Below are 20,232 nucleotides of genomic sequence, written 5' to 3' on the forward strand. Positions count from 1 at the left end.
GGTCGGCCTCATTGTGGTGGCCGGGCTTTGGATCACCGTGGTTCCGCCGGAATCACCAGGACGGTTGGTCCAGCTGGCCCTGGGGGGCCTTGTTGTCCTCGGGCTCTGCCTTCGGTCCCGGTTTCCATGGCTTGCCGCTGCCTGGACCGGCGCCGTCACGGCGGCGGGGTGGGCGTTAGGAATGACTGAGGATCCTTTCCTGCTTACAGGGCTCTGTCTCTACATCGCCGCGGAAAGATTCGGGACACGCCTCTTTCCTGCATGGTTGATCGCGCTGGAAATTCTTCTGTTCGCATCCTTGCTTCTTGTCTCCGCCGAGGGCGCCGAAGCGCGCATCCGGGGAATTATCCTTGGCGCTGTCATCATCGGGGCAGCGTGGGTCTTGGGAATCCGCACCCAGCGCATGCGGTACGAAACCGAGCGCAATGCCCGCGCGCAGGAACGGCTTCGGCTCGCCCGTGATATTCACGACGTGCTGTCTCACACCCTGGGAGGGATTGGACTGCGGGCAGGTGTCGTGGCCCATGTAAAGTCGTCCACCACAGACGATCTACGATCCGCGCTGCAGGACATCGAGTCCGACGCCCGTGACGCGTTGAGACAACTCCAGGTCTTGATGCGCCGGGAACGCAGTGAAGCGGCTGACGACACTCCCCTGGGAAGCCTTCCGGAACTGGTGCAGGAGCTGTCGCAGCCGGCCATACGAGCCGGGATATCTGTTGTGATCGACGCCGACGAAGGTACCCAGGGCCTTCCGGCCGCGCAGCGAACCACCGCGTATCGGATCATTCAGGAGGCCCTGACAAACGTGATCCGTCATTCCGGAGCAAAAACCTGCCGGATCACCATCAGGACCGAAGGCGACGACCTGCGAATCAGCGTCCTCGACGACGGTTCGGGGGCAGCATTGGCTTCCAAGAACGGTCACGGGCTCACAGGAATGCGTGAACGGGCTGAGTTATTGGGCGGAACCTTCCAAGCAGGACGGGAGGCCAATGGATACGGGGTGGCTGTTTCACTGCCGGGAACTGCAGCGAGGGTGGAACACCGATGAACGAGATCAGCGTCCTCATCGCAGACGACGATGCTCATACCAGGACATCGCTGCGCCTTTTGATCGAGCATGAGCCGGACATGACGGTGACCGCCGTGGTTGTGGACGGCGCAGAGGCCGTAGAAGCCATCATGGATCATCAACCAGACGTGGCGTTGATGGATGTTCGAATGCCCCGGATGACCGGTCTTGAAGCTGCGGGGGTTCTGGCATCACGGAAGTCCCGCACCCGGCTGGTCATGCTGACCACCTTCGATATGGATGACTACGTTTATCAGGCGCTCCGCCAGGGTGCCTCCGGCTTTCTTCTCAAGAACGCACCGTTGCCTGACATTCTCAAGGCAATCCGAACCGCACATGAAGGAAACGCCCTCCTCGCCCCAGAGATCACCCGCCGCCTCATAGACCGCTTCACTCTGGGCCCGGCCGCACACGAACGCATCAGCGAACTGACAGTTCGCGAACGCGAAACCTTGACCCTCATCGGACAAGGCGCCTCCAATAACGAGATAGCAGCGGCCCTGTTTCTCACGCGAACCACTGCGCGGACTTATGTGAGTCGAATTCTGACAAAACTGGGCGCCCGGGACAGGGCACAACTCGTAGTTATCGCCTACGAAAGCGGCTTGGTGGGCCCCTCGACCGTCTAATTTGGGTGACACAACTGTCTACACCTGCAGACAGACAAGCGGTGCCGGGCCGGATTGACTTGAGTCATGCCAGCATCTTCCAACGCGACCTCCGATGTGGGGACGGGATCGCGAACCACCATGATGCGCGCTGTCAGGGCCGAAACCACCAAACTTCTGACACTGCGTCTTTGCCTCAACACCATGGCAGGAACGGTGCTGCTCACGGTGCTTCTTTCCTGGATACTGACCAGCCTGATCGACGCTGCCCATAAAGCAGGGAGACCTGACGAGGCAGCCGGCCTTGAGGCTGGCACGGCCTTTTTGGTCATCCTCCACTATGGACAAATAGGGGTCATCCTTCTGGCGGCATGGTCCATGCACCAGGAATCGGACACTGGCTCTCTTCGGAGCACCTTGATCAGCCTCCCGCAGCGCAGTGTTGTGTTGGCGGCCAAAGCGATCGTGATTGTCGTTGCCGTTTTCGTCACGGCGGTTCTGAGTGTGTTCGGGTCGGCCGGGATTCGTTGCGTGGTCATCGACTGCACCGCCGAAAGCAGCCATATAGCAGCCACTCCACAAGCGGGATCAGGAATCCTGTGGGGCGTGGTCCTTTACTGGATCCTCATCGCCCTGTTCACCTACGCCTTGTCGGTGGTCCTGCGCAGCGGGCTGGCAGCCATGGGTACGGTCTTGGCGATGGCCCTCATTGTCTCCACGTACCTGGTGAACATCACCCCCTTCGCCAAGTTCCTGCCGGATCAGGCCGGAGCCCAGCTCTACCAATTGCCGCCTCCTGCGCCGGGCGACTTGGGACCTGCCACGGGCGGATTGGTCCTCGCGGTTTGGGTGGTCGCGGCTCTGATCGCTGCACTTGTTCTGTTCCGCCGCCAACCAGTTCGCCGCTAAGTGACATCGACTACCAAGGAGATCAATCAGTGATCGAGATCAAGAATTTGAGCAAGAAATACGGGCAGTCGGACGGAATCATCGACGTCTCACTGACTGCCGAGCCCTGGAAAGTTACTGCCTTTCTCGGGCCGAACGGGGCCGGCAAATCGACAACTTTCCGTCTGCTTCTAGGCCTCGATCGGGCGGACAGCGGGTCCGCTCTCATCGAGGGAAAACCCTACCGGGACCTCACCGCCCCCCTCTGGACCGTAGGAGCTCAGTTCGACGGCTCGGGAGCCCACAAAGGCCGCACGGCCAAGGCCCATCTCACCTGGCTTGCGCAATCCAACGGCATTCCGCAGTCGAGGATCGGTGAAGTTCTGGAGGTCGTCGGGCTTTCGGACGCCGCCCGGAAGCGCGTGGGAGCGTACTCACTGGGTATGGGTCAGCGACTGGGGATCGCCGCGGCCCTCCTCGGCGATCCACGCATTATTGTTCTCGATGAGCCGACCAACGGCTTGGATCCCGAAGGCATTCGCTGGATCCGGGGGCTCCTGAGGACCCTTGCAGCCAACGGCAAGACGGTTCTTATTTCCAGCCATCTTATTAATGAGGTCCAGCACGTCGCTGACCACATCGTGGTCATTTCCGGTGGCCGCATTGTTCAGTCCGGAAACGTCGATGATCTGGTAGCCGGTCACCATGACCTGGAAGCCGCCTACTTCGATTGGACCGGCAGTGCGGCTAAAGGAAACGCCGTATGACTACGCTGGTGGACACTACCCGGAAGTCCAGCCTATTCCGCGCCGAACTCACCAAACTCATCACGTTGAGGTCCGTATGGATCACTGCAGCCCTGACGTGGCTCATCGTTGTTCTCATCGGGTGGTCCCAGGCGGCCCCGGTGGGAGACGCACTCCGAACCAACGACCCCGGGCTTGCACCAGGAGCGAGCCCGGAGACGGTGGGTTTTGACTGGGTTGCGCTGGGACTGATCGGAATCATTGTCATCGGCGTCATAGCCGCATCGAGTGAATACGTGTCGGGCCAACTGCGGAGCAGCCTGGTGGCCGCGCCGAACCGCGAGCGCCTGTATTGGGCGAAATGCGCTGCGTTGACAGTGTTCGTCACACTGCTGGGGCTCGTGACCATTCCGCTGTTGAGCTTGCTATCCCAGTCTGGTCTCGGCGAACTTTCCGTCATCAACGGGACCGTTCCGGCAGGCCTCCTTCTCCGCTGGGTTGGTGCCATAGCTTTCTGGGATGCCATAGCCCTCATTGGGTTCGCACTGGGCATCCTGCTCAAACAGACGCTGATACCGCTGTTTACGCTCATTGTGGTGTCGCAATTGTCGTTGATGTTGCTGCTGCTGACTCCAGCTTTTGCCTATTTACCCACTGTGGCCGGGGTCCTGCTGTTCGACCCAGGCCTGGTTACAGGTTCCTATCCGAATGCAGATCTGGGTTCTCTCACCGCCGCGATAGTAACCTTCACCTGGACAGCCGGCCTCGTGGCTTTTGCAGGGTTCAGGTTCAGCACGCGTGACGTCCGCGGCTGACTGAAGCACGACGGCGGTCCTCACCGACTGCTCGGGCGTGGATCGCCGTCGTGGTTCTCAATAGAACGTGCGGCGACGCCGTGTTCTTTCCAGTCACTGACCCGCTCCAACCACTCACCAAGGAGGGCCGCCGTTAGCTCCGGCTGGTCCAAATGCGCGTTATGCCCGGCCCGATCCAAGACGGCGGTGGTGGACTGTGCGTAGCTGCGCGCCAGCGCAGTCTGATCCTCAAACCCCACCACATGGTCCTGGCGCCCGGCGAGAATCAGCGTGGGCCCCTTAAAGCTGGCGAAGCGATTTTCCGGCTCGGTACGGAGTGCGTAACTGCTGGAAATCCGCTGGACTGCTGCCTGATCAAAGATTCGAAACCCCGGCAGAGCCGCGTCTCGGAAACGAAGCCAATTCTCGGGGGATTGGACCACGGCCATGGCCTCATAGTCGGCCGCATCCGCGGGTTCCAAGGCCGCCAAAAGGGTCGGGTCTGTTTGGAGCACTGTCTTGGCAGGCAGAGTTCGGGACCCGTTATCCGCAACGACCACTGGGCAAAGGAGTGCCAGGCCAAGAACCTGCTCCCCGAATTCTGCGACCATGTGGCGGGCGATCATGCCGCCGAAGGAGTTTCCGAGGACTGCGAACTTTTCGGCACCGAAGCTCTGCCGGGCAAAGGAGACCACTGTTTCGGCCACGGCATCCGCGCTATCGATCTCGGGTCCTGCCGCTGATTGGCCCATGCCCGGCAAGTCCACGTAGACCCGCCGCCACTGACCGTGAGCTTCGAACACGGGGTCGAGCCCCAGCAGTAGGCGATGATCGACACAGAATCCGTGGATGATCAGGATTGGGGTCCCCGCCCCGCAGTCAACAGAATGCACCCTCGAACGCTAACACCGGCGGCATGTGATCGCGGGTCAAACGTGACGAGTTGAGGACTCGTGAGCATCAACAATGAGCGGTACTCAGCCACCGAGGGGCGGGTTCTCGGCAGAAAGAGCCCCCAATACCCCCGAGAACTAACCCCTCACCAACTTGAGATCTAACCCCTCGGCGGCGGGGAGGAGCGGCCACACCGAGGGGCGGGTTCTCGGCAGAAAGAGCCCCCCAGTACCCCCGAGAACTAACCCCTCACCAACTTGAGATCTAACCCCTCGGCGGGCCGACTCACAACGACACAGAACCAACCCCAGAGAGCGCTCTCTTGACGCGAGTGACCCACAGCACATACTGTGAACCCACATCCCAGAGAGCGCTCTCTCGCCCTAGGCGTACGGTCGCTCGAACACACAAAGGAGTGATCGTGGAGTTTTCGCGACTAAGGAAATTCACTGCCCTGGCGGGCGTAGCCTCACTGGCCCTCGTGGCAGCAGGCTGCAGCGGCGGAGGCGATAAGGCGGCGAGCGCCGACAACCCCGTCACGCTGACAGTGACCACGTTCGGCACTTTCGGATACGACGACCTGTATGCCGAATACGAGAAGCAGAACCCCGGCGTCAACATCGAGGCCACCAACATTGACCGTGGTTCCAACGCCCGGACCGATGCGTTCACCAAGCTGGCCGCCGGCTCCGGACTCAGCGACGTCACGGCCATCGAGGAAGGCTGGCTCGGCTCCATCATGGAGGTCTCGGACCAGTTCGTTGACCTCAAGGAGTACGGCGCCGAGGACATCAAGGACAACTGGGTGGACTGGAAGTTCAAGCAGGGCACCGACCCCAACGGCCGCGTGATCGGCTATGGCACGGACATTGGACCGCAGGCCCTGTGCTTCAACGGCAAGCTCTTCGAAGCAGCCGGTCTGCCGAGCGACCGCGAGAAGGTCGCGGAGCTTTTCGGCGGCAAGGACGCGAGCTGGGATACGTACTTCAAGCTGGGCCGCCAGTACAAAGAGGCAACCGGCAAGGCCTGGTATGACCAGTCCGGCTTCGTGTGGAACTCCATGGTCAACCAGATGGACGAGGGTTACTACACCAAGGACGGCAAGCTGAACGTTGAGGGCAACAAGGAAATGCGGGCAAAGTTCGACATGCTCGCTGCCGGCACTGCCGATGGCCTGTCCTCCAACCAGACCCAGTTCGACTGGGGCAACGGCAAGGCATTCGTTGACGGTTCCTTCGCAACCCACGTATGCCCGGCCTGGATGCTCGGCACCATCAAGGGCCAGCTCGAGTCGGCAGGCGGCGGCGCAGCCAGCGGCTGGGATGTAGCCGACGTCTTCCCCGGCGGTGCCTCCAACTGGGGCGGTGCTTTCCTCTCCGTTCCCAAGAGCTCCAAGCACCCCGCTGAAGCAGCCAAGCTGGCAGCATGGCTGACCGCACCCGAGCAGCAGATCAAGCAGTCCGCTGCGGCGAACAACTTCCCCAGCACGCTGGAAGCACAGGCAAAGATCGTTGAAGCAGCAAAGCCGAACGAGCTGTTCAACAACGCTCCCTACGGCGCCATCTTTGAGTCCCGCGCCGAGGGTGTCATCGCCCAGTTCAAGGGTCCGGATGACTCTGTAATCCAGGAAAACGTCTTTGGTCCGGCCCTCAAGATGCTCGATTCGGGCAAGGGCAACGCCGATCAAGCCTGGAATGAAGCCGTCAAGCTCCTCAACGACCTCGTGGTCAACAACTAGCAGCACCCGGCCGTGGGGCCTCCGGGAAACCGGAGGCCCCCTCACAGAGTCTGAGAACCGACCATGACCACCACATTGAACCGCCCGGCCGCCGGTAGAACGGCCGCCACCAAACCGAAACCGACCTTCCGCCAACGCCTCAACGTGTTCGACATGAAGGCGTCCCCCTACCTCTACATCGCCCCGTTTTTCATCCTGTTCGCCTTGGTGGGCCTCTTTCCCCTGGGCTACACGTTCTTCGTCTCCCTCTTCGACTGGCATCTCCTCAAAGGCCAGGGAGAGTTTGTTGGGTTCCAGAACTTCGTTGAGGTCCTTCAGGACCGTTTCTTCTGGAACTCCCTGTTCAACACCGTCAGCATCTTCCTGATCTCCACCATCCCGCAGCTGATCATGGCCACCATCATCGCCGCGGTCCTGGATCAGAACCTGCGCGCCAAGACCTTCTGGCGCATGAGCATCCTGCTCCCCTACGTTGTGACTCCCGTGGCTGTCGCCATGATCTTCACCAACATGTTCGGCGAGCAGTACGGGCTCATCAACAACATCCTGTCCAGCTTCGGCATCGATCCGATCATGTGGAAGAACGACACCCTCCCGAGCCACATCGCCATCGCCACCATGGTGAACTGGCGCTGGACCGGCTACAACGCGCTGATCCTCCTGGCCGCCATGCAGTCAGTACCGCGCGATATCTACGAGTCCGCTGCAATCGACGGCGCCGGCTCCATGCGCCGCTTCTTCAGCATCACGCTGCCGAGCATCCGGCCCACAATGGTGTTCGTTATTGTCACAGCGACCATCGGCGGACTGCAGATCTTCACGGAGCCCAGGCTGTTCGATCCCGTTGCGGCCGGCGGAACGGCCCGACAGTTCCAGACCACCGTGCTGTACCTGTGGGAGATGGCGTTCCAGCGCCAGAACTTCGGCAAGGCCTCCACCATCGCCTGGCTCCTGTTCCTGATCATCCTGCTCTTCGGCATCGTGAACTGGCTGATCTCCCGCCGCATCGCCACCAACGGCGACGATCGCGGAGCAGCTAGCCGCCGCCGTCGTCAGCGTTCTTCCGCTGCGAAAACAAAAGCGGACGACGCCGGCCTCGCCGCCCAGGCGGTCACCGCACCGGCAGCGGCACCAGACTCGACCCCGAGGAGCGGGAAATGACCCTCACGCAAAACCGGCCGGCAGCACCGGCTGCCCAGCAGAGTTCCCGGGCCCTGGCCACGCGGAAAGCCCTCTTCGGCAACGGCCGGCGCCCCGGCTTCCTCACTTACGGGCTCCTGATTGCGTTCTTCCTGGCCTCGGCCTACCCGCTCTGGTGGTCCGTGATCATCGGCAGCCGCTCCAACGAAGCCCTCGGTGAGACCTGGCCGCCGCTGCTCCCTGGCGGCAACTTCTGGACCAACGTGGGTGAAGTCTTCGACACCGTCCCGTTCTGGCTGGCACTGGGCAACAGCGTGCTGATCTCCGGCATCATCACCATCTCCGTGGTGGGGTTCTCCACCCTAGCCGGATACGCGTTCGCCAAACTGCGCTTCCGCGGCCGGAACTGGCTGATGGTTGCAGTGATCGCCACCATGGCCATCCCGACGCAGCTGGGCATCATCCCGTTGTTCATGCTGATGCGCACGCTGGGCTGGACAGGTGAGATCGGCGCCGTCGTGATCCCTACTCTTGTCACAGCGTTTGGCGTCTTCTTCATGCGGCAGTACCTCGTGGACGTGATCCCGGACGAGCTGATCGAATCGGCACGCATGGACGGGGCATCCATGATCTCCACGTTCTGGCATGTAGCGTTGCCCGCGGCGCGTCCGGCCATGGCAATCCTCGGCCTGTTCACGTTCATGACGGCGTGGACCGATTTCCTCTGGCCCCTGCTGGTGCTCGACGCCGGCAACCCCACTTTGCAGACGGCGCTTAGCCAACTGCAGTCGGCCCGTTACGTGGACTACTCGATCGTCCTGGCCGGCGCCGTCATGGCAACACTTCCGCTACTGGCCCTCTTCGTCCTGGCGGGACGTCAACTCATATCCGGAATCATGCAAGGAGCAGTGAAGGGCTAATGCCATTCGAAGCAACAAACCACCCCGCGACCCCTCCCTTTAACAGGGTGTGGCCCGAGGGCTTCCTCTGGGGCTCGGCTACCGCCGCAGCCCAGGTGGAAGGTGCCAGCCATGAAGGCGGCAAGGAAGATTCCGTCTGGGACGCTTTCGCCCGCGTTCCTGGCGCCATTGCCAACGGCGAGACGTTGAAGAACGCGGTGCAGCACTACCACCGCATGCCCCAGGACGTCAGGATCATGAAGGAGCTGGGCCTGGATTCCTACCGGTTCTCCACCAGCTGGTCCCGCGTCCGGCCCGGCGGCCGCACTGCGAACGCCGAGGGCTTGGACTTTTACTCACGCTTGGTGGATGAACTGCTCGACGCCGGCATCCTCCCTTGGTTGACCCTTTACCACTGGGACCTGCCGCAGGCGCTGGAGGAGAAGGGCGGCTGGGCCAACCGCGACACCGCCTACCGCTTCGTCGACTACGCGAACGATGTCTATTCGGCCCTCGGCGACCGTGTTCAGCACTGGACCACGTTCAACGAACCGTTCTGCTCATCCCTGCTTGGCTATGCGGCGGGCGTGCATGCACCCGGCCGCCAGGAACCGGAAGCAGCCGTCGCGGCCATCCATCACCAGCACCTCGCCCACGGTCTGGTAGTCAATGAGCTGCGGGGCCGCGGCGCCCAGCAGCTGGGGATCACGCTCAACCTCAGCAACTCCATTCCGCGGGATCCTTCCGACCCCGTGGACCTCGATGCCGCACGCCGGTTTGATTCGCTGCAGAACCGGATCTTCCTGGATCCGATCCTCCGCGGCGCCTATCCGGAGGACACCCTCAATGACCTTGAGCAGTTCGGCATCCGGGATGTCATCAAGCCCGGCGACCTGGACATCATCGGTGCACCCATCGATTTCCTGGGCGTCAACCACTACCACGATGACCTCATCAGCGGACACCCCACTGCTGAACACGGCGACGGCCACTCGGGCGGCGCAACCCGTCCGACGTCGTCGTGCTGGATCGGTTCGGAAGACATTTCCTTCCCGAGCCGCGGCCTGCCGCGTACTGCCATGAACTGGGAGGTCAACCCGGACGGACTGCGGAAGCTCCTGGTGCGCCTGGGCGAGGAATACCCTGCGCTGCCGCCGCTGTACATCACCGAAAACGGCGCTGCCTACGACGACGTCGTCAGTCCCGACGGCGCGGTCCACGACGCCGAGCGGACCCAGTTCGTCCTGGACCACGTCACGGCGGTGGGGGAAGCACTCGACCAAGGCGCCGACGTGCGCGGCTACTTTGTGTGGTCCCTCCTGGACAACTTTGAGTGGTCCTGGGGCTACGGCAAACGATTCGGGGTGGTCCGCGTGGATTACGACACTTTCGAGCGCACGGTCAAGGACAGCGGACTGGCCTACTCCCGGGTCATCGCAGCGGCCAAAGCATCATCCGCTGTCACCGCGAACGCCTAAAGTAGCCTTCAGAGGCATACTTTTCTTTACGTTCCGGAGATGACCATGACGCAGGACACCAGCGGCCCCCGGCCGGTACCCACCCTTGAGATGGTGGCTGCCTTGGCCGGGGTGTCGCGGGCCACCGTGTCCCGAGTGGTCAATGACAGCCCGAGTGTTGACCCTGAAATGGCGCAGTCGGTGAGGAAAGCCATCCTCGCACTCGACTACACGCCAAACCGTGCAGCCCGCTCCTTGGCCAAACGGCGGGCGAATGCGGTCACCCTGATCGTTCCGGAGTCAACGTCCAAGGTCTTCGCGGATCCGTTCTTCGCCTCCGTGGTCCAAGGCATCGCCCTGTATCTCACCGATACCGAGTACACGCTGAACATGGTGATTTCCTCGGAGTCGAAGCCGGAAAAAACCCGCAGCTTCCTGCTCGGCGGCAACGTGGACGGGGTCCTGGTGGTCTCGCACCACAGTGGTGACAACTCCTGGACGCACCTGTCAGGATCCCTTCCCATGGTGTTCGCAGGACGCCCCTTGGTGGGTGGCAAGGAAAGCTACTACGTGGACGTGGCCAACGAACAAGCTGCCTACGAAGTCACCAAGTTATTGACCCAGAGCGGCCGAAGGAACGTGGCAACCATTGCCGGCCCGCAGGATATGCCCCCTGGCTTGGATCGCCTGGCCGGATGGAGGACTGCAATGAGGGAGGCGGGTCTTGGGGAGGGCTTGATGGAGGAAGGCGACTTCACCTTGGCCTCCGGCGCTAAAGCCATGCACCGTTTACTGGGTCGCGGTGTTCCCCTTGATGCCGTATTCGCTGCTAATGACCAGATGGCTGCAGGCGCCTACACCGCAATCCAAGGGCGGGGTCTTCGCATCCCGGAGGACATCGCCGTCGTGGGTTTTGATGACGATTCCTTTGCCACCTCGGTGACCCCCGCCCTTACTACTGTCCATCACCCGATTGTTGAACTCGGCAAGAAGATGGCCGAGACCCTGGTGAACCTGATCGAGGGTAAACCGGCAGAACGTGTCACCCGAATGCCTACCTCGATCGTGATCCGCGATTCCGTTTAGCCCCATGCCTTGAAAGGCCCGTCCATGCTTCCTGCTCCTGTCAGCACCGTCGCGCCTTCGGTCGCAACCGGCCGTCCGATCCGTTGGGGAGTAGTTGCCACTGGCTCCATTGCCCAACGCGTGGTGGAAGACCTTGCGCTCCTTGAAGACGCCGTCCTCCAGGCTGTCAGTTCGCGCTCGGAGGCGTCGGCCAAGGCCTTTGCGGCGAAGTTCGGATTCGCCACGGCTTACTCGGATATGGGTACGACGCCCGGCTACCAGCGGCTGCTGGCTGACCCCGCCGTCGACGTCGTCTACGTCGCCACGCCGCACGCGCAGCATCACGCCGTCGCGCTGGCCGCCCTAACTGCGGGGAAGCACGTCCTCTGCGAGAAGCCCATCGCCATGGATGCCTCGCAGGCGCGGGAGTTGGCTGAACTGGCCCGGGATAAGGAGCTTTTCCTGATGGAAGCCGTGTGGACACGGTTCCTGCCCAGCTTCTGCCGCGCCGTCCAGATCCTGAGGTCAGGGGAGATCGGGGAGCCGCGCTGGCTCCAGGCCGACCTCGGTTTCGTGCCCGCCTACGATCCCGCTGCGCGGATCTGGGACCCGGCCGCCGGGGGTGGGGCGTTGCTGGACCTCGCCGTGTATCCGCTGACATGGGCGGATGGAGTCTTCGGCGAGCCGGGCAGCATGGTTGCCAGTGGTGTCCTGACTCCCGAGGGCGTGGACCTGCAGAATTCCCTGGCCCTGAACTACCCGGGCGGAGCGTATGCCCAGCTCATCACCTCAATCGGTGCGGAGTGCCCCAGCGTAGTGACTGTGGGAGGTTCCGAGGGTTGGCTGCGTTCGTCCGCTCCCCTGTTCAACCCGGCCGAGCTCATCATTCAACCACGCAGCGGCACGTTGCGGACGGAGAAATTCGAGGTGCTCGGGCATGGGTTCAGCTACGAGCTGCGTGAGGTGACCCGGTGCCTGCAGACCGGACTGACCGAGAGCCCGTTCATGACCCCTGGGGAGTCGGTTGGGATGATGGAACTGCTGGATGAGGCTCGTCGGCAGATGGGTCTGCGGTATTCGAGCGATCATCAGACTCCCACCGCAACAAATCCCCCGGCTGGCACTCCAGTACCTCGCACAGCGCTTCGAGCGTTGTAAACCGCACGGCTTTCGCGCGACCGTTCTTGAGCACAGCCAGGTTGGCCGGCGTAATTCCGACGCGTTCGGCGAGCACTCCTACGGGCATTTTGCGCTTGGCAAGCATGACGTCGATATCCACGATGATTGCCATCAGATGACCTCATCCAGCTCAGCCCGCAGGCCGGCGGCTTCGACGTCCCGGGCTACGGCTTGGGCGAGCAGGGTCCGCATGACCAAGACAACCAGGGCCACTCCACCGATCATCAGCGCTGCCCCGCAGATCAGCATGACGACGCCGGGCGCAATATCGCCGGGCGCCAGGATCACTGCTATGCCGAACATCAGTACTGCTGCGGCAGCGATGGCGCCGAAGATCACGTCCACAAAACGGAACGCTCCGTGGGAAAAGACAGTCCCTCGCCGCACCATCGTCAGCAGCCGCCACACACAAACAGCAACCACCTGCACACAGAGGATCCCCAGGACCACGATCACCAGCAGCGCCACGCGAGGACCGTCGGGCGCCCCGGCTTCAACCAGATCAGTTGAGAGCAGGGGAACCATCCACAACTGCACGAACAGTGAACCCGCCAGCACCATCGCGATCACTATCCGCAGTGCGAGGACCGTTAGCTTTCCCATGGCAACTCCTTTATCGAACAACAACCTGATTCTATCGATATTCGATACTTAAGCAACTAACGCCCCTCCTGCAGTATTAGTCAGCTTGCTTACTAACGCGTCCTTCCCTAGGCTTGAACAAGTCAGACAAACAACTCTCACAGTGGCGGCCCACGCTCAAAAAGCACCCGCCGCGCAATGGAGGAGGAACAATGTCAGAACACAACATCGCAGGCAAGAAGGTCGCATTCCTGCTGACGGACGGCGTGGAGCAGGTGGAGCTCACCAGCCCATGGCAGGCAGTCAAGGATGCCGGCGGCGAGCCGACTCTCGTAGCTCCCTCCAAGGGAAAACTCCAGGGGTTCAACGGCGTGGAGAAGGGTGACACCTTCGACGTCGACCTTGCAGTGGCGGATGCCAACGCCTCCGATTTCGACGCCTTGGTACTCCCTGGAGGCGTCGTCAACGCCGACCATCTCCGCGTCGACAAGGACGCGCAAAACTTCACGCGCGCCTTCTTTGAGCAGCACAAACCGGTGGCCTCGATTTGCCACGGTCCGTGGATCCTCATTGAAGCCGGAGTGATCAAGGGGCGGAATGTCACCTCGTATCACACGCTCCAGACCGACCTGAAGAACGCGGGTGCCAACTGGACCGACGAGGAAGTGGTGGTGGACCAAGGCCTGGTCACCAGCCGCAACCCTGACGACCTTCCCGCCTTCAACAGCAAGGTTGTTGAAGAGATCTCGGAAGGCCAGCACGCCGGCCAGACCGCCTAGCGGTCACCGACCCCCATACGGCAAGTGCCGCCGTCGTACTTTCACAAGAAGTACGACGGCGGCACTTGCCTTTTCCGTACCTCTCACTGCCCAGCTGGGCTAAGAAGCCCAGGGTCTCCGGCCCACGCACCGCGGATCCCCTGGCTGAGAGGAAGATACCTCGCGACGCAGCTTCCCTATCAACCTGGATGGAACTAATAGTGCAAATTATTTGCTAATTTATGTTCCGCCACTTTCGGCTAGTGACACACTCTGACTGCGCCCGCTTAATGTGGGGGCTTGCTCTTGTTTAATGATGGCGGGTCGGCTAACAATACGAACCTGAGCCCGCACCCAGCGAGGTGCACGGCCAGATTTCAATATTGACTGAGGCTAACCGTCCTGGTGTTGGATATTGGCCTCCAACAAAGGGGGAACGATGAAATTTTCGAAAATTGCCACGCCGAGGAATTCCAGGCGATCCGGAATCATTCTCGCAGTGAGCCTTCTCTTCGGAGCCACGATGCTCTCGGCGGCACCCGCACAGGCAGCCAACGGCGGCTACTGTTCCAAGCAAGTCATCATGTGGGCAGCAGATAACAACTACTACACGGTTCCGGCTGATTCGAACTTCAACATACTCTGCCGCTTGGACCAAGGAGCCAACTCCATCGCCGTGAAGTCCCTCCAAGCAGGTTTGAACGGCGCTTGCGCCGTAAGGGCAGGGCTCGTGGTCGATGGTGCTTTCGGTCCGGCCACACGGTCCGCACTGATCCGGGCTCAACAGAAGTTCGGGGTGACGGCGGACGGTATCTACGGTCCAAACACAGCCAAGGCATTCCGATGGACGTCGGGCAAAGGAAATTGCTACTCACATCCGAACGGGTAACTGATCGATCAGCAGCACTGCCCGTGGGTGCCGACGTCAACAACAATTTTGGCGTCGGCACTCGCGGGCAAACAGCCTAAAATCGGCAAGGATCCGCACCAGGCTGAATGGATGCATGATGAGATCCAACGCATAACGGCTCTAGGCGCCAAAAATATCAGGATCAACCAAAAACAAGTGGATTTTGGCTCTACTAAGGTGCTTGGTAACAACCGCCCAGACCTTCAATTCGACTTGGGTGGGAAACACCACGTGGTGGAACTGGATAGGCCAAAAACGGACTTCAGTGATGACACTGACCGGGGCATGGGTCACTTCCTGCGGATCCTGGCCAACGACCCGTCCTTGGCTAAAGACCAGCTTCGAATACTGCCGGTAGGGGATCCGATTAAAAAGTGGTGGCAGTGAGACTGGTCAACGGAGAGGAACGGAGGAGGCCGTGGTGGTAAGAAGTGTCAGTGATGGTGACGCGCTGGCTGCTGAGCTGTTGCTGGGCAGCCGATGGGCGCCTATCACCAATCGGCTTTCGTTCATCAACCTGCCCCTGGAGGACGCCGCAGGCATTTGGCGTGAGTGGGAGGAGTCCAGGGACTACGAGGGCAAGGAAGGGGTTGTCACATCGGCCCATCATGGTGGGCTTGAGGACCTGCTAGGCACACTCCTGCCCTTGGGATCGGTGACAAGAGTTCTCTTTTTGGAGACGGCCAATCCCAACTGGACCCTGGCAGTAGAAAATTCCTCCAGGAGTCCGGACCTTCATTCGGTCTTGACCGTCCAATACGGGCAAAAGAGGAAGATCAGGTCCGTTATCGTAACCGAGATCCCCCACACGCTGGAAAAGAAAACTCGTCAAGATCAATACCGAGGCTGCTACGGGGCCCGTAAACTCCAAGTGGTCGGGCCTGGAGGTTTCGCACGCACGGTTGCTGTGATCAACGAGGACAAATGGGTCTTCATCTCCAACGGCGACCCCTTCGACTTCGAGAACACAGCAGCTTATGGCCGGCCGCGAAAGGCGGAGCGTTTCACCCATGAAATGTTGGTGGACTACTGCCGGCACTTGGGACTCGATCCCTTCAATGAAAGCTTCTACGTTCCCAACGGTCGCGCCATTCTCGTGGAAAGCATCGTCAGTTACCCCGTAAAGGAATACACCTTGGCCGAAGCGCGGGCCGGTAACGAGGACCGGGACGTTCCACGAACCTGACTCGACCGGGCACCTCAATCGACCAACTGGACTACGAAACAGCGACGCTCAACGACCGTTCGTTGCTCGAGAAAGATCTGCGAATCGGCAAGCGGAACTACAACTTAGACAGCGCCCGTCCCGCCAGCGTTGGGACGACGGAAACGAGGAACCGATTCATGCAGAAACAGTTGATCCAGGCGGAGCAGCTTGCCTCCCAGTTGTTGCTTGGCAGCAAGTGGGCGCCGGTGACGAATACGTTGTCGTTTATCAACGTGCCCCTGGAGGAAGCAGCCAAGGTTTGGCATGAATGGAATCAGTCGAAAGCTCAAAATAAGGACGATGCCTTGATGATCGAGGCCACTGGGACTTTGGAGGAACAGTTCGCCAGGTTGGTGCCGCTGGACAGTGGAGGGAGGCATCTGTTCCTGGAGACCAAGAACCCAGAATGGACCGCTGCTGTGAATAACTCCGTCTCAGGTCCAGACCTTAGCTCGATGCTCTATTTTCGATACTCACAGGCACGGGGCATCCGCTCGGTGACAGTCACGGAGATCCCACACTCTGTGGACAAGAAGAGCTATCCCGAGTACCGGGGAAGATATGGTGTCCGCAACATCATGGTGATGGGGTCTGAGGAATTCGCTTCCTATGTCAGCTTGGTCAACGATGACAGATGGGTGTTCGACAGGGACGGTACGGCGTTCGCTGATTTTGAGGACAAGGAAGCCTACAAGTCAGTCAGGGCCACCGATCGTTTCACTCACGACATGCTCGTCAGCTATTGTCGCCACTTGGGCCTTGATCCCTTCAACGAAGACTTTTACGTCCCCAACGGGCGCGGGATACTTGTGGACTTCAACAATCACTCAACAAACAAAACCTTCACCCTGGCCGAAGCCCGCGCCGGACGGGAAGACAGGGATGTTCCTTCTGTCGGACGCTAAACGACGGAGTCCTCGAGCCACGGAAATGACAGGAAGAGACGTGACAACGGTGGACGAGATTCAAAAAATTCTCACCGGACAAGGGTTTCCCTCTCCGGTCCAGGCAGTGACCCCGGCCGGTGCGCCGGCGCTGGTCTGGGACCCCGAGCTGGCCGGCGAGGCATCGTGGCAGGTTCAGCGGGAGCTCACAGGTAAACTACCGGGCTGGCATGTCTTCACCTACGGAGTGGAACCCTCAGACCCTGAGGAACTCGCCGAGGCATGGGAAGAACAAGGCCCCGAATCCGACGACATACCTCCCCTGTTCGATCCGGACGCTGAACAGCAAGCACTGCACGAGTTCACCGTCACACCCGCCACGAGTGAAGAACCCGCGGACGCCGTGGCCCGCTCGGCGGTTCTGCCGGCAGAGGTTCCGGCGTACAGCGTCAGTGTAGGGAACCTGGTTGCTGTCCAGGTCGAGAATCCCGGTGACGTCGTCCACGCCGTTGAATGGGAGGGCGCCGACAACCTGGGCACACGGACCGAACTCGCGGTGCTGCTACGCCGCTGGAACCGGCTGGCCGGCGCTGTGCCAGTGCACCTCTCGGACACAGACAACGCCATCCTCGTCCTGGCCGTCCCGGACCTACCTAAAATCCAAGACGAACTGGAACAAGCCTGCGACGAAATCGCCATCATCTCCACTAACCCAGGCAGGACCGCTCTCATCGAACTCTGGTGGGACTAGCACCCAAACCCAATGCATAACCGAGATTTGACGCAGGCCCCGGGACCCTGGCGTCAAAGGTTCGGCGTGCACGAATACGAACGATTCCGTGCACATCCTCCGGAGTAAGGTAAGGACATAAATCCACGGCATCGCTCGGACGCGGACACCGTGGCCATCAGGGGCACGGGTGGCTGCGATTGCTGGCCGTCGAGGAAGCCGGCACAGGTCAGAGATGAAGTTGGTCCGCCAAGGAGCGGAAGGGCAAGGCAGCTGCTGAATGAGTGTCCCAGTTCCTTGGAACTGGGACACCCACGTTGGGACGGTCCCACCAGGCTGTTTTTGGCCGTAGCGGCACCCCGCCGCCGCGAAGTACCCGTTAGGCGGACTTGAAGAGCGTCCACTCCGGGGCATCTTGCAGACGGCTTCAGGGCACTCATCAAGGCACTTTTGAGCACTGGTGCATTGCCGATTGAGCATCCACGTAACATTTCAGTCCCGTATGTTGTCCCAAAACTTCTCTCACAAACAACAGTCACAAAGACAACTTCCGGGACAGTTGGGAACGTGGCTCATCAGCCCACATCCAAGCATGGGTTCGCAATGACCGACCCCAACGATCTTCGGCCGCGGCTGCCGACCCCCGACCGCCCACCGCCACAATGTTGCGCAGGTCACACATGCCACATACGCTGGGGGACGCTGCAGCGTGGCAGCAAGGATGAAAGGCAGTACATTGGCCAGCGAGAAGCTCTCCGTTGTTGTTCGGGTCGACGTTGACGGCGAACAAATTCAGATCGCCGCGACCGGTCGTGTGACCACTTTGAGCCTTCAGGGTCTTTACCCCGTGGTTCAGCGCACCAAGAGCCTGGGCGGCGGCTTGGGAGTCGAGATGGACCTGTCCCAAGCCACCATTGATGAAGACGCGTTGCGCCAACTCCATGTCTACTCCGAAATTCATGAGGTCCCCGTGCGACTGAACCCGCACCACAACAACGTGACCGCCCTGCCATCCCGTGCACTCCAGACGTCCGGCCGCGCCGCCTGACGTCGCCACTCAAACCCGCCACACAACAGGAGAAACTGATGCGTAAAGTTACCGCCGGGCTGTTCCATTCTGTTGACGGGGTGGTCCAGGACCCCTTCAAGTTCCAGTTCGACAGCTTCGATGAGGACCTGGGCAAGGGACTGAGCAAGATGATCACCACCGTGGACACAGTGGTCCTGGGCCGCGTCAGCTACCAGGAATGGGCTGGATACTGGCCCAACGCTTCGCAGGATGATGATTTTGCTGCCTTCATCAATCCCGTGGAGAAGTTCGTCGCCTCGCGCACCCTTACAGAACCGTTGGAGTGGGAAAACTCGCACCTTATTGAAGGCGACGTGCAGCAGTTCGTCACCGACCTGAAGAGCCGCGACGGAGGCGAAATTGCCGTCTGCGGCAGCATCTCACTGGTTCGCCAACTCTTTTTCGCAGGCGTCCTCGACGAACTCACCCTCATGACCCACCCAGTGGTGGCCGGCAGCGGGCGGCGCATCTTCGAGGAAGGCGACCCCCTCCACCGCCTCACGTTGGAGGATCAGTACGCCACCAGCAAGGGCAACGTGGTCAGTACGTACAGCCTGCGCAAGGATTGAAGGCACGACGCCGACACTCGCCTCCCGCCGTCAGCCCGCCTCGGCGGTCACCCCAGCAGCAACGCCGCGCCCAGCTCGCTCCTGAAGTAGAGCACGCTGCGGCCGTAGCGGGTGGAGGTCACGAGCCCGGCGTCCCGAAGCACCCTGAGGTGCTGGTTTACAGCAGATGTTGAGACGCCAAAACGCAGCCCCAGCTCTGTGGACGATGCCGGTGCAGCCAAGGCCGTGAGCAGGCTTGTCCGGACCTCACCCAACACGGCCACTATGGCGGCTGGGTTCGTCACGCGCTCCGCTTCCCACATGGCACCTTGCCCACGCACCGGGTACATCAGCATGGGTGGGTCGCCGTGGTTTACGGGTGCAGACGCCCTGCGGGTGAACATGGTGGGAACAAGCGTCAGCCCCAGGCCCTCAGTCTTCTCGGTCCTCGATGCCGGGTTCTTCAGCCTCACGGAGATCACCCGGCCGTCGAATTCCACAGCACCGGACAAGTCGTTGAGCATGGTGAACAGCCCGCCCTGTGCAATCTGCCGGCCGCGGTAGACGATGTCCGCTTCCAGGATGGTGCGCATGCGCAGCCAATGCGGCGCGAAACAGGCGTCCCAAAATTCCCTGAGGATACGGACCAGGCGACCGACCGCCGGGCCGACAGGTCCGGAAAAGATGGCCGGAACGGTGCCGTGCACCCTGATTAAGTCTCCATGAAACTGCTCCGCAGAAATCTGCTCCAAAACCGTGAACTCGTCATCGATCCGAGTAAGTGGGGACTGAGGGCGGGGGTTCAGGAAGTCCGGCGTCCAGAGCCGATCATCAACCAGGGCAAGCAGTCCATCGAGGTCCAACCGGGACCGGGCCTCTTCAGTCCTGCGCAACCAAGGCAACTGAAGCGGATAGTGGCTGGGGTCGCGGATGGCCCTCAGGGAAAGCCCGAGTTCGCACAAAGGTGAGATGCCAAAACGCACACCACCCAGGTCTGCCTCTGACAACTCGTACTTCAACATGAAGCAATACGCTACATCAATACCGCGCGCCGTCCATGG

The 20,232-nt window shown here is 61.0% G+C and carries 22 protein-coding genes and 1 pseudogene; 19 read left to right on the forward strand and 4 right to left on the reverse strand.

Annotated elements, in window-relative coordinates:
* Nucleotides 1–181 precede the first annotated feature (181 nt).
* The 5 genes from AC6JA3_RS21315 to AC6JA3_RS21335 all read left to right on the forward strand — a co-directional run bounded on the left by AC6JA3_RS21315 (nucleotide 182) and on the right by AC6JA3_RS21335 (nucleotide 4,132).
* The gene (locus AC6JA3_RS21315) at nucleotides 182–1,054 is read left to right on the forward strand and encodes a sensor histidine kinase (RefSeq protein WP_162150847.1); all 873 of its coding nucleotides are present in this window, start codon (nucleotides 182–184) and stop codon (nucleotides 1,052–1,054) included.
* Nucleotides 1,051–1,704, forward strand: coding sequence for a response regulator transcription factor (locus tag AC6JA3_RS21320; protein ID WP_026540921.1), 654 nt, complete (start codon nucleotides 1,051–1,053; stop codon nucleotides 1,702–1,704). The genes AC6JA3_RS21315 and AC6JA3_RS21320 overlap by 4 nt, the downstream gene beginning before the upstream one ends.
* Nucleotides 1,705–1,770: 66 nt before the next feature.
* The gene (locus AC6JA3_RS21325; RefSeq protein WP_026540922.1) at nucleotides 1,771–2,592 is read left to right on the forward strand and encodes an ABC transporter permease; all 822 of its coding nucleotides are present in this window, start codon (nucleotides 1,771–1,773) and stop codon (nucleotides 2,590–2,592) included.
* Nucleotides 2,593–2,621: 29 nt separating this feature from the next.
* Complete coding sequence (locus tag AC6JA3_RS21330; protein WP_026540923.1) at nucleotides 2,622–3,338, forward strand: ABC transporter ATP-binding protein; 717 nt, start codon at nucleotides 2,622–2,624, stop codon at nucleotides 3,336–3,338.
* The gene (locus tag AC6JA3_RS21335) at nucleotides 3,335–4,132 is read left to right on the forward strand and encodes an ABC transporter permease (protein ID WP_051420847.1); all 798 of its coding nucleotides are present in this window, start codon (nucleotides 3,335–3,337) and stop codon (nucleotides 4,130–4,132) included. Before AC6JA3_RS21330 ends, AC6JA3_RS21335 begins: the two co-directional genes overlap by 4 nt.
* Nucleotides 4,133–4,152: 20 nt before the next feature.
* Here AC6JA3_RS21335 and AC6JA3_RS21340 read toward each other — a convergent pair whose 3' ends face one another.
* Nucleotides 4,153–5,004 (reverse strand): alpha/beta fold hydrolase, encoded by an 852-nt coding sequence (locus AC6JA3_RS21340; protein ID WP_081733311.1) that lies wholly within the window; start codon nucleotides 5,002–5,004, stop codon nucleotides 4,153–4,155.
* 422 nt (nucleotides 5,005–5,426) lie between these two features.
* Here AC6JA3_RS21340 and AC6JA3_RS21345 point away from each other — a divergent pair, with 422 nt between their 5' ends.
* The 6 genes and pseudogenes from AC6JA3_RS21345 to AC6JA3_RS21370 form a co-directional block, all read left to right on the forward strand.
* Nucleotides 5,427–6,743 carry an ABC transporter substrate-binding protein gene (locus tag AC6JA3_RS21345; RefSeq protein ID WP_497920567.1) on the forward strand — a complete coding sequence of 439 codons (1,317 nt, stop codon included), beginning with the start codon at nucleotides 5,427–5,429 and terminating at the stop codon, nucleotides 6,741–6,743.
* A 63-nt stretch (nucleotides 6,744–6,806) separates the two neighbouring features.
* The gene (locus AC6JA3_RS21350; protein WP_497920568.1) at nucleotides 6,807–7,904 is read left to right on the forward strand and encodes a carbohydrate ABC transporter permease; all 1,098 of its coding nucleotides are present in this window, start codon (nucleotides 6,807–6,809) and stop codon (nucleotides 7,902–7,904) included.
* Nucleotides 7,901–8,803: a carbohydrate ABC transporter permease gene (locus AC6JA3_RS21355; protein WP_026547196.1), complete on the forward strand. Its 903-nt coding sequence runs from the start codon at nucleotides 7,901–7,903 to the stop codon at nucleotides 8,801–8,803. The genes AC6JA3_RS21350 and AC6JA3_RS21355 overlap by 4 nt, the downstream gene beginning before the upstream one ends.
* The gene (locus AC6JA3_RS21360; RefSeq protein WP_497920569.1) at nucleotides 8,803–10,260 is read left to right on the forward strand and encodes a GH1 family beta-glucosidase; all 1,458 of its coding nucleotides are present in this window, start codon (nucleotides 8,803–8,805) and stop codon (nucleotides 10,258–10,260) included. The genes AC6JA3_RS21355 and AC6JA3_RS21360 overlap by 1 nt, the downstream gene beginning before the upstream one ends.
* Before the next feature lie 45 nt (nucleotides 10,261–10,305).
* Nucleotides 10,306–11,325 (forward strand): LacI family DNA-binding transcriptional regulator, encoded by a 1,020-nt coding sequence (locus AC6JA3_RS21365; protein WP_497920652.1) that lies wholly within the window; start codon nucleotides 10,306–10,308, stop codon nucleotides 11,323–11,325.
* A gap of 24 nt (nucleotides 11,326–11,349) precedes the next feature.
* Nucleotides 11,350–12,141: pseudogene (locus AC6JA3_RS21370) on the forward strand (Gfo/Idh/MocA family protein); the annotation flags it as partial.
* A gap of 166 nt (nucleotides 12,142–12,307) precedes the next feature.
* Here the strand turns inward: AC6JA3_RS21370 and AC6JA3_RS21375 are convergent.
* Both AC6JA3_RS21375 and AC6JA3_RS21380 read right to left on the reverse strand, forming a co-directional pair.
* Entirely contained in the window at nucleotides 12,308–12,595 is a 288-nt protein-coding gene (locus tag AC6JA3_RS21375) for a helix-turn-helix domain-containing protein (protein ID WP_081733568.1), read from the reverse strand.
* Nucleotides 12,595–13,086 (reverse strand): DUF2975 domain-containing protein, encoded by a 492-nt coding sequence (locus AC6JA3_RS21380; RefSeq protein ID WP_497920570.1) that lies wholly within the window; start codon nucleotides 13,084–13,086, stop codon nucleotides 12,595–12,597. The genes AC6JA3_RS21375 and AC6JA3_RS21380 overlap by 1 nt, the downstream gene beginning before the upstream one ends.
* 191 nt (nucleotides 13,087–13,277) lie before the next feature.
* On the opposite strand from AC6JA3_RS21380, the gene AC6JA3_RS21385 reads away from it, so the two are divergent.
* The 8 genes from AC6JA3_RS21385 (at nucleotide 13,278) to AC6JA3_RS21420 (ending at nucleotide 19,192) form a co-directional block, all read left to right on the forward strand.
* Nucleotides 13,278–13,844, forward strand: a complete 567-nt coding sequence (locus AC6JA3_RS21385; RefSeq protein WP_026547201.1) for a type 1 glutamine amidotransferase domain-containing protein — start codon at nucleotides 13,278–13,280, stop codon at nucleotides 13,842–13,844.
* Between the two features lie 418 nt (nucleotides 13,845–14,262).
* Entirely contained in the window at nucleotides 14,263–14,712 is a 450-nt protein-coding gene (locus tag AC6JA3_RS21390) for a peptidoglycan-binding domain-containing protein (RefSeq protein ID WP_217638348.1), read from the forward strand.
* 27 nt (nucleotides 14,713–14,739) lie between these two features.
* A complete protein-coding gene (locus tag AC6JA3_RS21395) occupies nucleotides 14,740–15,120 on the forward strand; it encodes a hypothetical protein (protein WP_155854591.1) in 381 nt (126 codons plus the stop codon).
* Between the two features lie 31 nt (nucleotides 15,121–15,151).
* Entirely contained in the window at nucleotides 15,152–15,919 is a 768-nt protein-coding gene (locus tag AC6JA3_RS21400) for a hypothetical protein (protein WP_497920571.1), read from the forward strand.
* A 158-nt stretch (nucleotides 15,920–16,077) separates the two neighbouring features.
* Entirely contained in the window at nucleotides 16,078–16,845 is a 768-nt protein-coding gene (locus tag AC6JA3_RS21405; RefSeq protein WP_497920572.1) for a hypothetical protein, read from the forward strand.
* Between the two features lie 40 nt (nucleotides 16,846–16,885).
* Nucleotides 16,886–17,575 carry a DUF4253 domain-containing protein gene (locus tag AC6JA3_RS21410; protein ID WP_091550453.1) on the forward strand — a complete coding sequence of 230 codons (690 nt, stop codon included), beginning with the start codon at nucleotides 16,886–16,888 and terminating at the stop codon, nucleotides 17,573–17,575.
* 700 nt (nucleotides 17,576–18,275) lie between these two features.
* A complete protein-coding gene (locus tag AC6JA3_RS21415) occupies nucleotides 18,276–18,602 on the forward strand; it encodes a hypothetical protein (RefSeq protein WP_497920573.1) in 327 nt (108 codons plus the stop codon).
* 38 nt (nucleotides 18,603–18,640) lie between these two features.
* On the forward strand, nucleotides 18,641–19,192 hold the full coding sequence (locus tag AC6JA3_RS21420) for a dihydrofolate reductase family protein (protein ID WP_091550454.1): 552 nt from the start codon (nucleotides 18,641–18,643) through the stop codon (nucleotides 19,190–19,192).
* Nucleotides 19,193–19,239: 47 nt separating this feature from the next.
* Here AC6JA3_RS21420 and AC6JA3_RS21425 read toward each other — a convergent pair whose 3' ends face one another.
* Nucleotides 19,240–20,193, reverse strand: coding sequence for an ArsR/SmtB family transcription factor (locus AC6JA3_RS21425; RefSeq protein WP_497920574.1), 954 nt, complete (start codon nucleotides 20,191–20,193; stop codon nucleotides 19,240–19,242).
* Nucleotides 20,194–20,232 lie beyond the last annotated feature (39 nt).

The sequence above is a fragment of the Arthrobacter sp. TmtSoilC79 genome (assembly GCF_059739405.1).

Coding starts and splice junctions, on each gene's coding strand:
- AC6JA3_RS21315 (WP_162150847.1), top strand. CDS start 182: ATGACTGAGGATCCTTTCCTGCTTACAGGGCTCTGTCTCTACATCGCC.
- AC6JA3_RS21320 (WP_026540921.1), top strand. CDS start 1,051: ATGAACGAGATCAGCGTCCTCATCGCAGACGACGATGCTCATACCAGG.
- AC6JA3_RS21325 (WP_026540922.1), top strand. CDS start 1,771: ATGCCAGCATCTTCCAACGCGACCTCCGATGTGGGGACGGGATCGCGA.
- AC6JA3_RS21335 (WP_051420847.1), top strand. CDS start 3,335: ATGACTACGCTGGTGGACACTACCCGGAAGTCCAGCCTATTCCGCGCC.
- AC6JA3_RS21350 (WP_497920568.1), top strand. CDS start 6,807: ATGACCACCACATTGAACCGCCCGGCCGCCGGTAGAACGGCCGCCACC.
- AC6JA3_RS21355 (WP_026547196.1), top strand. CDS start 7,901: ATGACCCTCACGCAAAACCGGCCGGCAGCACCGGCTGCCCAGCAGAGT.
- AC6JA3_RS21360 (WP_497920569.1), top strand. CDS start 8,803: ATGCCATTCGAAGCAACAAACCACCCCGCGACCCCTCCCTTTAACAGG.
- AC6JA3_RS21365 (WP_497920652.1), top strand. CDS start 10,306: ATGACGCAGGACACCAGCGGCCCCCGGCCGGTACCCACCCTTGAGATG.
- AC6JA3_RS21375 (WP_081733568.1), bottom strand. CDS start 12,595: ATGGCAATCATCGTGGATATCGACGTCATGCTTGCCAAGCGCAAAATG.
- AC6JA3_RS21380 (WP_497920570.1), bottom strand. CDS start 13,086: ATGGGAAAGCTAACGGTCCTCGCACTGCGGATAGTGATCGCGATGGTG.
- AC6JA3_RS21385 (WP_026547201.1), top strand. CDS start 13,278: ATGTCAGAACACAACATCGCAGGCAAGAAGGTCGCATTCCTGCTGACG.
- AC6JA3_RS21390 (WP_217638348.1), top strand. CDS start 14,263: ATGAAATTTTCGAAAATTGCCACGCCGAGGAATTCCAGGCGATCCGGA.
- AC6JA3_RS21405 (WP_497920572.1), top strand. CDS start 16,078: ATGCAGAAACAGTTGATCCAGGCGGAGCAGCTTGCCTCCCAGTTGTTG.
- AC6JA3_RS21415 (WP_497920573.1), top strand. CDS start 18,276: ATGAAAGGCAGTACATTGGCCAGCGAGAAGCTCTCCGTTGTTGTTCGG.
- AC6JA3_RS21420 (WP_091550454.1), top strand. CDS start 18,641: ATGCGTAAAGTTACCGCCGGGCTGTTCCATTCTGTTGACGGGGTGGTC.
- AC6JA3_RS21425 (WP_497920574.1), bottom strand. CDS start 20,193: ATGTTGAAGTACGAGTTGTCAGAGGCAGACCTGGGTGGTGTGCGTTTT.